10 protein-coding genes and 2 pseudogenes are annotated in these 12,644 nt (G+C 67.0%); 3 read left to right on the top strand and 9 right to left on the bottom strand.

The features are described from left to right. Positions 1–960: zinc ribbon domain-containing protein (locus tag ACFWAY_RS51240; RefSeq protein WP_378516181.1), on the top strand; the 960-nt coding region annotated here is incomplete at its 5' end. Here the strand turns inward: ACFWAY_RS51240 and ACFWAY_RS51235 are convergent. Beyond that, positions 960–1,601, bottom strand: a pseudogene (locus tag ACFWAY_RS51235) (histidine kinase); the annotation flags it as partial. The gene ACFWAY_RS51240 and the pseudogene ACFWAY_RS51235 overlap by 1 nt on opposite strands. 163 nt (positions 1,602–1,764) lie before the next feature. Here ACFWAY_RS51235 and ACFWAY_RS51230 point away from each other — a divergent pair. After that, the gene (locus tag ACFWAY_RS51230) at positions 1,765–2,355 is read left to right on the top strand and encodes a heme-binding protein (protein WP_378516180.1); all 591 of its coding nucleotides are present in this window, start codon (positions 1,765–1,767) and stop codon (positions 2,353–2,355) included. A 19-nt stretch (positions 2,356–2,374) separates the two neighbouring features. On the opposite strand, the gene ACFWAY_RS51225 is transcribed toward ACFWAY_RS51230, so the two are convergent. The 5 genes from ACFWAY_RS51225 to ACFWAY_RS51205 all read right to left on the bottom strand — a co-directional run bounded on the left by ACFWAY_RS51225 (position 2,375) and on the right by ACFWAY_RS51205 (position 8,435). Further along, a complete protein-coding gene (locus ACFWAY_RS51225) occupies positions 2,375–4,012 on the bottom strand; it encodes an AMP-binding protein (RefSeq protein ID WP_378516179.1) in 1,638 nt (545 codons plus the stop codon). Positions 4,013–4,173: 161 nt separating this feature from the next. Beyond that, complete coding sequence (locus ACFWAY_RS51220) at positions 4,174–5,514, bottom strand: MFS transporter (RefSeq protein WP_378455275.1); 1,341 nt, start codon at positions 5,512–5,514, stop codon at positions 4,174–4,176. A gap of 120 nt (positions 5,515–5,634) precedes the next feature. Next, a complete protein-coding gene (locus ACFWAY_RS51215; protein WP_378455274.1) occupies positions 5,635–6,180 on the bottom strand; it encodes a hypothetical protein in 546 nt (181 codons plus the stop codon). A 78-nt stretch (positions 6,181–6,258) separates the two neighbouring features. Then, complete coding sequence (eutC, locus tag ACFWAY_RS51210; protein WP_378516178.1) at positions 6,259–7,026, bottom strand: ethanolamine ammonia-lyase subunit EutC; 768 nt, start codon at positions 7,024–7,026, stop codon at positions 6,259–6,261. After that, positions 7,023–8,435, bottom strand: coding sequence for an ethanolamine ammonia-lyase subunit EutB (locus ACFWAY_RS51205; RefSeq protein WP_378455273.1), 1,413 nt, complete (start codon positions 8,433–8,435; stop codon positions 7,023–7,025). Before ACFWAY_RS51205 ends, eutC begins: the two co-directional genes overlap by 4 nt. 110 nt (positions 8,436–8,545) lie before the next feature. On the opposite strand from ACFWAY_RS51205, the gene ACFWAY_RS51200 reads away from it, so the two are divergent. Further along, positions 8,546–9,706 (top strand): RNA-guided endonuclease InsQ/TnpB family protein, encoded by a 1,161-nt coding sequence (locus tag ACFWAY_RS51200; RefSeq protein ID WP_378516177.1) that lies wholly within the window; start codon positions 8,546–8,548, stop codon positions 9,704–9,706. A 32-nt stretch (positions 9,707–9,738) separates the two neighbouring features. Here ACFWAY_RS51200 and eat read toward each other — a convergent pair whose 3' ends face one another. The 3 genes and pseudogenes from eat to adh all read right to left on the bottom strand — a co-directional run. Next, the gene (eat, locus tag ACFWAY_RS51195) at positions 9,739–11,193 is read right to left on the bottom strand and encodes an ethanolamine permease (RefSeq protein ID WP_378455271.1); all 1,455 of its coding nucleotides are present in this window, start codon (positions 11,191–11,193) and stop codon (positions 9,739–9,741) included. A 156-nt stretch (positions 11,194–11,349) separates the two neighbouring features. Then, positions 11,350–11,892 carry a DUF779 domain-containing protein gene (locus ACFWAY_RS51190; protein WP_378516176.1) on the bottom strand — a complete coding sequence of 181 codons (543 nt, stop codon included), beginning with the start codon at positions 11,890–11,892 and terminating at the stop codon, positions 11,350–11,352. Then, positions 11,892–12,644: pseudogene (gene adh, locus ACFWAY_RS51185) on the bottom strand (aldehyde dehydrogenase); the annotation flags it as partial. The pseudogene adh and the gene ACFWAY_RS51190, both read right to left, overlap by 1 nt.

Genomic DNA, 12,644 nt, shown 5'->3' with positions numbered 1-12,644 from the left:
GCGGTGGGCGTGGACTGGTCCCCGTCCACACTCGGTGCCGCCGCCATCACCGCCGACAGCCCGGAGGGTCTGGTGTCGGATTACCGGGGTTTCACCTACGACGACCGCGGCCTCGGGATCAAACTGGCCCGCCTGCAAACCGAGGGGCAGCTGCTGCACCGCAAGGCCGCCCGCTTGACGCAGCTCGCCGCCGCCGCCCCACCGGAGGTCCGCGCCCAGCTGGAGGAGAAGATCGCCGTACTCGACGCCCACCGCGCCGCGGTCGGTGCCAAACGGGGAAAGATCAACCGGGAACTGGCGTTCCACTTCGGCCGTCAGGTCACCGACTACGCCGCCGCGGCGGGCGCGACGGTGATCGCGGTGGAGGACCTCACCACCCTCGAAACCCGCGGGCACGGACGCGTCAACAACAATCGGGCAGCGCAATCAGCCCGCCGCCAAGCCGTCGACGCGCTCACCCACACCGCCGCCGGTGTCGGTGTCACGGTGGTGTCCGTACCGGCACGCGGATCCTCAGCATTGTGTCCGGGCTGCAACGAACCACTGGCTCGCCCCGGCGGTTACCACCGGGCATGGTGTGGGCAGTGCACAGTCGGCGGACATCGTGATCATGTGGCGGGTGTGAACCTGGCCAAACGGGCATTGCTGGGACGCGGAAAAGCCGTTCGCAAGCGCGGGGAGAATCCGCGGATCCGGGTGGTCGAGCATGCGCCGGTGCGCCGATGCCGCGACAAGAAGAGTCCCACTCCGCGCCGGCCGCGGCATCGCCGTGTCCGTCGCAGTGCTCCCGCCGCGACACCACCGGTGGGGGTGAACCAGACAAAGATCGTTCCTGCGCCACAAGCGTCGGTGTGGGACACGGTACAACCCGCAACACCGCAAGGTGTTACGGGTAGCCGTGAAGTACATACATCTCCAACGCCAGCCACGTCAGTGGTAGGAAGTATGAGATCTATGTAGACGCTGCTGGTCAGTCCCTGCGTCACGGTGTCGTGGATCTCGCGGGCCAGTCGTTCGCGTTCGGCGAGCACCCCCGCCTCACGCTCGGTTTCCGCGAGCCGGGACCGGGTCTCGGCCACCTGGCGGAGCAGACGCACCCGTTCCCGACCGTCCCGCTCGATCTGGCTGTACGCCATGACGATCAGTGCTCCGGTGCACAGCGGTCCCACCAGCACGGCCCACTCGGTGCGCCCGGAGAAGGTGAAGAACGCCAGCGATGTGAGTACGGCGAGAACACCGACGACCGGATACGCGATGCGGCTCGGGTAGGCCCTCGTGCACAGGAAGAACATGGGAAACGCGCACCAGGCGAAACTCGGCGCGAGCCAGACGAGCACCGCTCGCGTCGTCAGGACCGGCCACACCCACGGTTCCCACGTGCCTTCCCGCCGTGCGACCACGGCGGTGAACGTGTACAACGCGGCGAGCGCGGCGATCAACGCGACCACGACGACGAACTGTCCGCTCGCTCCGTGGTAGGTCAGATACCGCGCCGTCGACGTCGCGAGGAGGACGTAGAACGACACATGGATGGCGGTAGCGAGCGGGCCGCGCAGACCCGCGCCGTCCGGCCTGTCCACTCCGTCCACGGGTGTCGTCACGTCGATTGATCCTACGGATCTGCCGTGGGTCGCGGATCCAACGTTCGGATGATCTGCCGGGGCCGGACGGATGAGTTCGGGAGCACCGTCGGCCCGATGCGCTCAACGCCGCCGCCGAGCCAGGCTGGTCACGTCAGCTCGTCACTTCCCGAAAGGCCATCCGATGCGCACCCTCCACCGCCTGCCCCGCATTCTGGCGATCACCGTCCCGCTCGCCGCGATCGTCGCCACCTCGGCGTGCGGCACATCCGCGTCCGCGTCCGACGAGGCGAGTCCGACGTCCACTCCGGTCGCGACCGCGGCCGCGCCGGCCCCGATCGACGGTGCGGACGGCGTGGTGAGCCAGAACCGTCTCGGTATCGGCACTGCGCAGGCCGCCGCGCAGGCGGCGCTCGCGAAGTGCCAGGCCGACGGGCTCGGGTTCGTCACCGTGTCGGTGGTCGATCGAGCCGGCAACGTGCAGGCCATGTTGCGCGGGGACAATGCCGCGCAGCACACCGTGGAGGCGGCCCGCCAGAAGGCGTACACCGCTGCCGCGTTCGGTGCGAACACCAGCGATCTGAGCGAACGGGCCAAGGGCGACGGCGCGACGGTCGCCGACCTTCCCGGCACGCTGTTCCTCGCCGGCGGGGTGAGCGTGAAGTCGGCCGGCGGGTCGATCGCGGGTATCGGCGTCGGCGGCGCCCCCGACGGAATGCGCGATCAGGCCTGCGCGACCGCCGGTCTCGACGCGATCGCCGGGGCGCTGGGCTGATACCGTCCGCCGAGCCGCGTCAGGTGCGCCCGATCAGGTCGAGGGACTGCTCCCGCATCTCGACCTTGCGCACCTTGCCCGTCACCGTCATCGGGAACTCGTCGACGACGTGCACGTACTTCGGGATCTTGTAGTGGGCGAGCTTGCCGGTGCAGAATTCGCGCACCTTCGCCGCGTCGAGGGGTTCGGCACCGTCCTTCATCCGCACCCACACCATCAGTTCCTCACCGTACTTCGCGTCCGGCACCCCGATGACCTGGGCGTCGAGGATGTCCGGATGCGTGTACAGGAACTCCTCGATCTCGCGGGGATAGACGTTCTCGCCACCGCGGATCACCATGTCCTTGATCCGCCCGGTGATCGCGACGTAGCCGTCGGAATCCATCACACCGATATCGCCCGTGTGCATCCACCGTCCGGCATCGATCGCCTCCGCGGTCTTCTCCGGGTTGTTCCAGTACCCGAGCATCACCGAGTATCCCCGGGTGCAGAGTTCGCCCGGCGTGCCCCGCGGAACCGTCAATCCCGTTGCCGGATCGACGATCTTGACCTCGAGATGCGGACCGACCCGGCCGACCGTCGACACACGCTGATCGATCGTGTCGTCCGACCGGGTCTGCAGCGACACCGGGGACGTCTCGGTCATGCCGTAACAGATGGAGACCTCGGCCATCCCCATCTGTTCGATGACCTGCTTCATCACCTCCACCGGGCAGGGCGATCCGGCCATGATCCCGGTCCGCAGGCTCGACAGGTCGAACGACGCGAAGTCCGGTTCGGCGAGTTCGGCGATGAACATCGTCGGCACCCCGTACAGCGACGTGCACTTCTCCGCCTCGACGGCCTCCAGCGTGGCTTTCGGATCGAAGGACGGCCCCGGAATGACCATGGTCGCGCCGTGACTCGTACACGCCAGGTTGCCCATCACCATGCCGAAGCAGTGATAGAACGGCACCGGGATGCAGACGCGGTCGTTCTCCGTGTAGTGGCACAACTCGCCGACGAAGAATCCGTTGTTCAGGATGTTGTGGTGACTGAGCGTCGCACCCTTCGGGAACCCGGTTGTCCCCGAGGTGTATTGGATATTGATCGGGTCGTCCGAGGACAGGGCCGCCTGCGCCGCGGGCAGCCGGGCCGGGTCGGCGGCGTGCGAAGCCATGCCGTCCGACGCCAGCCGGCTCCACTCGGCACTTCCGAGCAGCACCACCATCTCGAGGTCGGCGCACTGCGGCCGGACCTCCTCGATCATGGCCGCATAGTCGGAGGACTTGAATTCGGGCGCCGATACCAGCAGCCGGATACCGGCCTGATCGAGCACGTACTTCAACTCGTGCGCCCGGTAGGCGGGGTTGATGTTGACCAGCACCGCCCCGATCTTGGCCGTCGCGAACTGGATCAGCGTCCACTCCGGGCAGTTCGGCGCCCAGATTCCCACCCGGTCGCCCTTCCCGATCCCCCGCTTCAGCAACCCCACCGCCACGGCGTCGACGTCCCGCCGCAGTTCGGCGTACGTCCACCGCCGCCCCGAGGGCCGGTCGACCAGGGCGTCACGATCGGCGTGGGCTGCCACGGTCCGGTCGAAGTTGTCTCCGATGGTGTCGCCGAGCATCGGGGCGTCCCACACGCCGTTGGTGTAGCTGGGAAGCGGGGTTGTCATCACTCTTCCTCTCCAGGAGCCCGTTCGGGCACCTACGGGACGGGCAGACCCGAAGGCCCTTCCGCGGTCGAACTTACTCTTGGTTGATGTGATCCAGGGCATACTGCACGGCGAGGGGCGCCGGTATCTGCGCGAAGTCCGGACACCCCTCGCCGGCCCCGTCAGAGCGCGTCGTCCTTCGTTTCCACCAGGGCTTTCGTGCACAGCAGGCTGAAGACGCCGAGGACGGCGAGCATCACGCCGATCGCGGCGCTGCCGTACGCGGACGCCAGGGGTGCGGCGATCAACGGCGGCACGGCGCCGCCGAGCACGCCGGCGAGGTTGTAGCCGAGGCCCGCGCCGGTGTACCGATACCGCGTCTGGAACATTTCCGGAAGCAGAGCGCCGCAGGGGCCGTAGGCGATTCCGAAGATGGCGAGCGTGACCATCACGCCGATCGTGAACGCGACGGGTGAACCCGTGTCGAGCAGCGGGAACAGCGCGAGCGCCCACACGACGGCCAGTCCGCAGGAGATCATGATGACCCGTCGACGCCCGATCCGGTCCGAGTACAGAGCGGAGACGACGATCGTGAATCCGAAGACCACTGCCGAGGCGATCCCGACCGTCAGCACGAACGGGCGGCTGAACCCGAGGGTCTTGGTGCCGTAGCTGGTGAGAAACGCTGTGCCCATGTAGAAGAACGCGAACAGTGTGGCGAGCGCGCCGGCCGAGAGGAGGATCTCCTTGGTCTGGTACCGCCAGGCGTCCATCAGTGGGAGGGTCCGCGGGGACGCGTCGGCACGGTCGGCCTGCTGGGCCGCGCGGAACACCGGTGTCTCCTCGATCGCCAGGCGCATGTAGAGGCCGATTCCGACCAGGACGGCACTGAACAGGAAGGGAATCCGCCATCCGTATTCGAGGAAGACCTCGTTGGTGTCACCGAGCAGGGAGCCGGTGACGAGGAACGTGGCGCTGGAGAGGATGAAGGCCACCGCGGGGCCGAGTTGCGGGAACATCGCGTAGAGGCCCCGCTTACCCGGAGGTGCGTATTCCGCCGTCAGCAGCGTGGCGCCTGCCCACTCGCCGCCGACGGCGAATCCCTGACCGAAACGCAGCAGCACCAGCAGGATCGGGGCCGCGACCCCGATCGTCGCGGCACCGGGCAGCAGGCCGATCAGGAAGGTCGAGACACCCATCAGGACGAGCGTGGAGATCAGAGTTTTTTTACGTCCGATCCGGTCGCCGTAGTGGCCGAAAAGCATCGCACCCACGGGCCTGGCGATGAACGCGACGGCGAAGGTCGCGAAGGAGGCGACGGTGCCGGCGGTGGAGCCGAGGGCGGGAAAGAACACCGTCGGGAACACCAGGGCTGCGGCGGTGCCGTAGATGAAGAAGTCGTAGAACTCGATGGTCGTGCCGATGCCACTGGCGATGGCCACCTTGCGGACGCTGGTTCCGCCCTGGCGCACCGGAGTGGGGGCGTGGGGGGCGCCCGCACCCGAGTTGGAGACTGTGGTCACTCGATTCCTCCGTGGTCCGTGGGGAACACCCTGGTGGGCGTATCCCGGATGAGAGAAAAGTAGTGATCCGGCTCACTGCGTCACCACCCCCGAATAGGGGGGGTGGTGACGCGTGTCACGTCACTCGGCAGTGCCGGACGCGCCGAGCAGTTCCTTACGGAGCTCGATCCACACGGTGGCGTACGAGTCGATCACGGGTTCCGAGATCCACTTCGTCTCCCCCGCAGCCACTTTCGCGAGAGCGTCGGCGAACAGGTCCTGGTAGCGGGACAACCGGGGCACGAACGCCGACAGGTCGTCGAACACGACCGACGCACGACGGTCCAGATCGGCCAGCTGATCGGCGTCGGCCGAATCGATCAGTCCGACGAACTCCTCGTGGAACGGCACGAAGCTCTCGTACACCTCCGCAATGGAGTCCTCGTCGATGGACACCCGCTCGGCGTCGAGCTGATCCTCGAGCTCCGACAGTCCGGCCTCGGTGAGCCCGATCCGGCCGTCCGAGACTTCCTGCGCCTTGCCCTGGGTCAGCAGCGCGTCGTAGGCGGCCTGCGCCGACGCGGCGCTCACACCGAGATGCTCGGCCAGAACAGGCGCGCTGACCTGCTCTTTCAACCGGACCGCCTGCAGCAGGGCCAACTCGTCCACATTGCCAGCGAAGGCCATAGATCTCTCCTCGTCACACCCCGTCCAGGGCGGTTCTCCGCGGGCCCGGTCGGACCTGCCGCCCTTTAGATAACACGACTACAGTTCGAGGATCTCCGAGGGGGCTGCGAGCGCGTCCGCGCGGGAGGTGTCCTTCAACTCCACTCCGGACCGGCCCAGTTTTCTGGCGCCGGACACGAGACCCGCCACGATGCGGGCTGCGAGTTCGTAACCGAGCCCCTCGGGTGGGTGGATGTTGGACACGCAGTTCCGGTCCGCGTCGGTGCGTCCGGGGCGCGGGAGGTGCGTGAGATAGACGCCGACACTGTCGGCCACCGACAGTCCGGGCCGCTCCCCGATCAGCAGGACGAGTGTCTGCACGCCCAGTGCCTGCGCGATGTGATCTCCGAGGGCCACCCGGGCCTGGGTCGCGATCACCGGCGGCGCCAGCGAGTACGTCCCACCGAATTCGTCGACCAGCGCGGACAGCAGGGACACCCCGTGATCGGTGAGCGCCCGGGGCGACAACCCGTCGGCGAGGACGAATCCCACCTCGGCGGTTCCCGCGGGAACCGCGGACAGGTCTGCCGGTGTGCGGCCCAGGTCGGGTCGGCGCAGGTACTCGCTGCGGTCCGATGCCTGACTCGTGACGACCACGGGCCTGCCCAGGCCCACGGCCTCGACCTGCTCGGCCAGCGCCTCCGCGTCGAGCGGTTGGTGGACGGCGTCACGTGCGGCGGCGTGCGCGGACCGGAACTCGAGGACGCGCTGCGTGGGCAGGGCGTCACCGGTGCGGCCGAGACCGATACGCGCCTGAGTCGTGGCCCGTAGTTCCGCCCAGAAGTCTTGCACCACAGGATCGCTCATGGTGCCACCGTCAGCGCCCGCAGCGGCGACGCCGACGCGTCGACCGGCAGGACCCGCCCCGCGTCGTCGACCATCCCGAGACGGCGCATCCAGTCCTCGAATTCCGGTGCCGGTCTGAGTCCGAGCACCTGACGTGCGTACAGTGCGTCGTGGAACGACAGACTCTGGTACCCGAGCATGACGTCGTCCGCGCCGGGTACCGCGATGACGAAGGCCGCGCCTGCCACACCGAGCAGGGTGAGCAGCGTGTCCATGTCGTCCTGGTCGGCCTCGGCGTGATTGGTGTAGCAGACGTCGACACCCATCGGCAGGCCCAGGAGTTTTCCGCAGAAGTGGTCCTCGAGCCCGGCCCTGATGATCTGCTTGCCGTCGTACAGGTACTCCGGACCGATGAACCCGACCACCGTGTTGATCAGCAGCGGCTCGAGATCACGGGCCACCGCGTACGCCCTGGTCTCGAGGGTCTGCTGGTCGACGGGCCGGCCACCCGTGCCGAGGTGGGCGCCGGCGCTGAGCGCCGAGCCCTGACCCGTTTCGAGGTACATGACGTTGTCGCCGACGGTGCCGCGTTTCAGCGACCGGCCGGCCGCGTTGGCCTCGCGGAGCAGTGAGATGTCCACGCCGAAACTCGAATTGGCGCCCTGGGTTCCGGCGATGGACTGGAACACGAGGTCGACGGGTACGCCTTCCTCGATCAGGCCCATCGTGGTGGTCACGTGCGACAGCACGCACGACTGCGCCGGAATGTCGAAGCGCTGCCGGATGTCGTCGAGCAGGTGGAGCAGTTCCGCGGTGGCGTGCGGCGAATCGGTGGCCGGGTTGATCCCGATGACGGCGTCACCGCAGCCGAGCAGCAGGCCGTCGAGGGTGGCGGCCGCGATACCGCGTGGATCGTCGGTGGGATGGTTGGGCTGAAGCCGGGTTCCGAGGTGCCCCGGTACGCCGAGCGTCGTGCGGAATCCCGCGGTGACGGTGACGGCCCGCGCGACCGCGATGAGGTCCTGGTTGCGCATGATCTTGCTGACCGCCGCGACCATCTCCGGGGTGAGCCCCGGGGCGACGCGGCGGAACGTCTCGGCCGCGCCGTCCCGCGCCGCGACGTCCAGCAGCCAGTCGCGCAGACCGCCGATGGTGAGATGGGAGATCTCGCCGAACGCGATCCGGTCGTGCGAGTCGATGATGAGCCTCGTGACCTCGTCGTCCTCGTAGGGAACGACGAGTTCGTTCAGAAACGTGCCGAGCGGGACGTCGGCCAGCGCCCATTGCGCGGCGGCGCGTTCGGCGTCGGAGGATGCCGCGCATCCGGCGAGTTCGTCACCGCTGCGGAGCGGTGTCGCCTTGGCCATGAGGTCGACGAGACCGTCGAACGAGTACCCGGTTCCTGCGACTCCGTGACTGTAGGTGGTCATTCGGACTCACGGGTCTCTGCCCCACCTCTTCGAATCTGGATGCAGCTCGTCAGGCAGATGCGGTGAGTGTGACGTCTGTTCATGTCGGTGCTCCTGACTACGGTAATGCTGTGGAGGAAATCGTGCGGTTCAGCTTTCGGCTTCGGCCGGGCGCGACGGCTGTGCGCGCGCTCGAATCGGAGTGGCATCGTTGCCGGTATCTGTGGAACGAGGCTGTGCGGCAGCAGAAGGCCGGGCGCAAGCCGACGTTCGCCAAGCTCGGAAAACTTCTGACCGATGCCCGCAGCCATGATGCATGGCTGCGGGAGGGTGCGCAGGTTCCTCAGCAGCAGGTCTTGCGCACGTATGCGCAATCTCTGAAGCACTCGTTTGCAGTGAAGGGGCGCGGGCGCCCGAAGTTCAAGACGCGCCGGGAGACGCTTCCGTCGCTCGAATACAGCTCCCGAGGATTTTCCTGCCGTGGCGGTCGACTGTGTCTGGCGAAGGACATCGTGATTCCGGTGGTGTGGTCGCGCGAGCTCCCAGCCGAGCCGACCTCTGTGCGAGTGCATCGAGATTCGCTCGGGCACTGGTACGCGTCGTTCGTGGTGCGACGCGAAGTCGTCGCTGCCCCCGCTGCCGATGAGGGCAGTGGGATCGGCATCGACTGGGGTGTGTCCGTCACGGCCACGACCACCAGTACGGAGTTCGACCTGCCGTATCTGGGACATCGAAAGCGCTGCGCCGCCGAGCTCGGCAAGGCGCAGCGGAAGATGGCCCGACGACACAGCGGCAAGCGTGGGCCGCAGTCGAAGGGATACCAGCGGGCTCGCAAGGCCGCAGCGACCAAGCAGAAGAAGGCTGCTCGGCAGGCCCGGCATGATGCGAGGGCCTGGGCGAAAAGTGTTGTCGACAATTATCATCTGATCGCGGTCGAGGACTTCGCGCCAAAGTTCCTCGCCAAGTCCACGATGGCCCGCAAGGCCAGCGATGCAGCGATCGGAATATCGAAGCGGGAACTGATCGAGTGTGCCGCGCGGGCCGGCCGGAAGGTGGTTTTGGTCGCGCCGCCCGCGTACACGACGATGACGTGTTCGAGTTGTTTTGCGAGAGCCAAGCAGCGACTCGGGCTCGCGGAACGAACCTTCCAGTGTCGGGAGTGCGGATTCATCGACTGCCGAGACGGGAACGCTGCCAGGGTGATCTTGGTTGTGGCAGAACGGGGCCACACTCGTGTTGACGACGTCAGCCATGCGCATTCCGCCTTCGGGTCGAATGTTCATGCGGTCTGAGCGTGAAATCCTCCGCCTCCCGCGGGGAGCCGTTAATCCAGTTCTTCCTCTGCCTTCGCAAGAACAGCAAACTCCTCGTCGGGCGAATTGGCAACGAGGTGATGGCGGCTGTACAGGCCGAAGTAGGCCATGAAGGCCGCGAACGCGATGAGCGTCCACAACGCGGCGACCGGATCGACGAGGAAGGTGGCGATCACCGCGGCGGCCGCGATGACGAGCGCGAACGACGTGGTGACGATGCCGCCCGGCGTGCGGTACGGCCGCTTCATCTCCGGCTCACGCCTCCGGAGGACGATGTGGCTGACCATCATCAGCACGTAGCTGACGGCCGCGCCGAACACTGCCATGTTCAGCAGCATCGCGCCTTCACCGGTGAGCGACAGCACGAACCCGACGACACCCGGCACGATGAGGGCGAGCGTGGGCGCCTTCCGCGAATTGGTGATCGACAGGTTCTTGGGAAGGTAACCGGCGCGGGACAGCGCGAACGTCTGCCGCGAGTAGGCGTACATGATCGAGAAGAAGCTGGCGACGAGGCCGGCCAGACCTATGTAGTTGACGACCTTCGCCGCGGTTCCGTCTCCGAGCGCCTCGACCAGCGGGTTTCCGGATGTCGAGAGGCTCTCGGCACCGAGCGCTCCGGTGGCGAGGAACAGGACGGTGGCGCCCGTGACGATGAGGATGAGCATGCTGATGATGATTCCGCGGGGCACGTTCTTCTCCGGTTCGCGGGCCTCCTCCGCGGCCAGCGGCACGCCTTCGACGGCGAGGAAGAACCAGATGGCGAACGGGACGGCGGCCCAGATTCCGAATGCGCCGAAGGGCAGGAAACTCGACGCGCCCACCGCATCGGTCGCGGCGATGTCGGTGAGGTTGCTCGCGTCGAACAGACCGATCGCGGAGACCGCGAAGATCACGAGTCCGACGAGCGCGATCGCCGTGATGACGAACATGGCCTTGAGTGCTTCGCCGGCGCCGGTGAGATGGATTCCGATGAAGATGGCGTAGACCGCCAGGTACACCCACCATCCGTCGGTGATCCCGAACAGGTTCAGTGACTCCACGTAGCTGCCGATGAAGGTCGCGATGGCGGCGGGCGCGATCGCGTATTCGATGAGAATGGCCGTGCCGGTGGCGAATCCGCCCCACGGCCCGAGTGCGCGCCGCGCGAACGTGTAGCCGCCCCCCGCGGCGGGAAGGGCGGACGACATTTCAGCCATGCCCAGCACCATGGCCAGGTACATGCCCGCGATGACGACTCCGGCGATCAGCAGGCCGCCGAATCCGCCCTCGGCCAGTCCGTTGTTCCATCCGGCGTAGTCGCCCGAGATCACGTAACTGACACCGAGGCCGGCGAGCAGCACCCAGCCGGCCGAACCCTTACGGAGCGTGCGTTTTTCCAGATAGCTGCTGTCTTCCGAGTGGAAATCGGCAGCATCGTGATGTTGCCCGGTTCCGGAATTCTTGGATGGTTCTACGAGTGACATTCCGTCCCCTACGTCGATCCGAATAGTGCCTCGCCCGCGCCGCTCGAGGAGCGGAGTCGGACGGCCGAGGCCAATGTTGAACGAGTTGTGTACACGTCGTGTCAGCGAATCATGACCACGACGTAAAAACCGAGGTCGTAGTGCACTGCCGGGGCGCTACGGGCCGGGGCGGCGGGCGGGCACGGGACATGCGTCGACTGCTTCGGCGACCACTTGCGGTTCGGGGGACGGCGCGGGCCTCCAGCCCTGCTCCCATCGCTGACCCACGATGACCTCCTCCGCGGCGAGGCTGGCGTTCTCCTCCGGGGTGAAGGCACGTGCACGACTGAGAAAGCGCATGCCTTCGGGACTTTCCAGGCTGAATCCCGATCCGCGACCGGGCACCACGTCGAGCACCAGCTGGGTGTGCTTCCACGCCTCGAACTGCGAACCGGAGATCCAGACGGGTACCGCATCGCCACCGTCGGGCCGGGTGGACGGGGTCTCCCCGACACCGAGACGCAGGTCGAGGACGCCGAGCAGCACGTCGCGGTCGCCGACGATGAATTCACCGTCGGGGTAACACATCGGCGCGGACCCGTCGCAGCACCCGCCGGACTGATGCATCATCAGTGGCCCGTGGGTACCGCCGAGGCGGCGGAGAAGCTCCACCGCCCCGGCGGTTGCCTTCAGGCGCTGAGGCGCCCGGGCTGCGTCCATCAGAAGAAGCCCTGAGCCTTCTGGGCGTAGCTGACCAGCAGGTTCTTCGTCTGCTGGTAGTGCTCGAGCATCATCAGGTGGTTCTCGCGGCCGATACCGGACTGCTTGTAACCACCGAACGCGGCGTGCGCGGGGTACTGGTGGTACGTGTTGGTCCACACCCGGCCGGCCTGGATGTCACGACCGGCCCGGTAGGCGACGCCACCGTCCCGCGACCACACTCCGGCGCCGAGGCCGTACAGCGTGTCGTTGGCGATCTCGATGGCCTGGTCGTAGTCCTTGAACGACGTGACGGAGACGACGGGACCGAAGATCTCCTCCTGGAAGATCCGCATCTTGTTCTGGCCGGTGAAGATCGTCGGCTGCACGTAGTAGCCGCCGGACAGGTCGCCGCCGAGTTCGGCACGCTCACCGCCGGTGACGACCTTGGCGCCTTCGCCCTTGCCGATCTCGATGTACGACAGGATCTTCTCGAGCTGATCGTTCGACGCCTGCGCGCCGATCATCGTGTCGGTGTCGAGCGGGTCGCCCTGGCGGACGGCCTTGGTGCGGATGGCCGCCATGGCGAGGAACTCGTCGAAGATGTCCTCCTGGATCAGCGAACGCGACGGGCAGGTGCACACCTCACCCTGGTTGAGGGCGAACATCGTGAAGCCTTCGAGCGCCTTGTCCTGGTAGTCGTCGTTGGAGGACAGCACGTCGGAGAAGAAGATGTTGGGGCTCTTGCCACCGAGCTCGAGGGTGACCGGGAT

The organism is Rhodococcus sp. NPDC059968, from assembly GCF_042738615.1.
In the GTDB taxonomy this organism is placed as follows: domain Bacteria; phylum Actinomycetota; class Actinomycetes; order Mycobacteriales; family Mycobacteriaceae; genus Rhodococcus_F.
Note: the sequence above shows the minus strand (reverse complement) of the source record. Positions and strands in the feature narration are given on the sequence as shown.

Excerpts from the sequence above, each read along its gene's own strand:
- ACFWAY_RS51230 (WP_378516180.1), top strand. The coding sequence starts at position 1,765 with ATGCGCACCCTCCACCGCCTGCCCCGCATTCTGGCGATCACCGTCCCG.
- ACFWAY_RS51225 (WP_378516179.1), bottom strand. The coding sequence starts at position 4,012 with ATGACAACCCCGCTTCCCAGCTACACCAACGGCGTGTGGGACGCCCCG.
- ACFWAY_RS51215 (WP_378455274.1), bottom strand. The coding sequence starts at position 6,180 with ATGGCCTTCGCTGGCAATGTGGACGAGTTGGCCCTGCTGCAGGCGGTC.
- eutC (WP_378516178.1), bottom strand. The coding sequence starts at position 7,026 with ATGAGCGATCCTGTGGTGCAAGACTTCTGGGCGGAACTACGGGCCACG.
- ACFWAY_RS51205 (WP_378455273.1), bottom strand. The coding sequence starts at position 8,435 with ATGACCACCTACAGTCACGGAGTCGCAGGAACCGGGTACTCGTTCGAC.
- eat (WP_378455271.1), bottom strand. The coding sequence starts at position 11,193 with ATGTCACTCGTAGAACCATCCAAGAATTCCGGAACCGGGCAACATCAC.
- ACFWAY_RS51190 (WP_378516176.1), bottom strand. The coding sequence starts at position 11,892 with ATGGACGCAGCCCGGGCGCCTCAGCGCCTGAAGGCAACCGCCGGGGCG.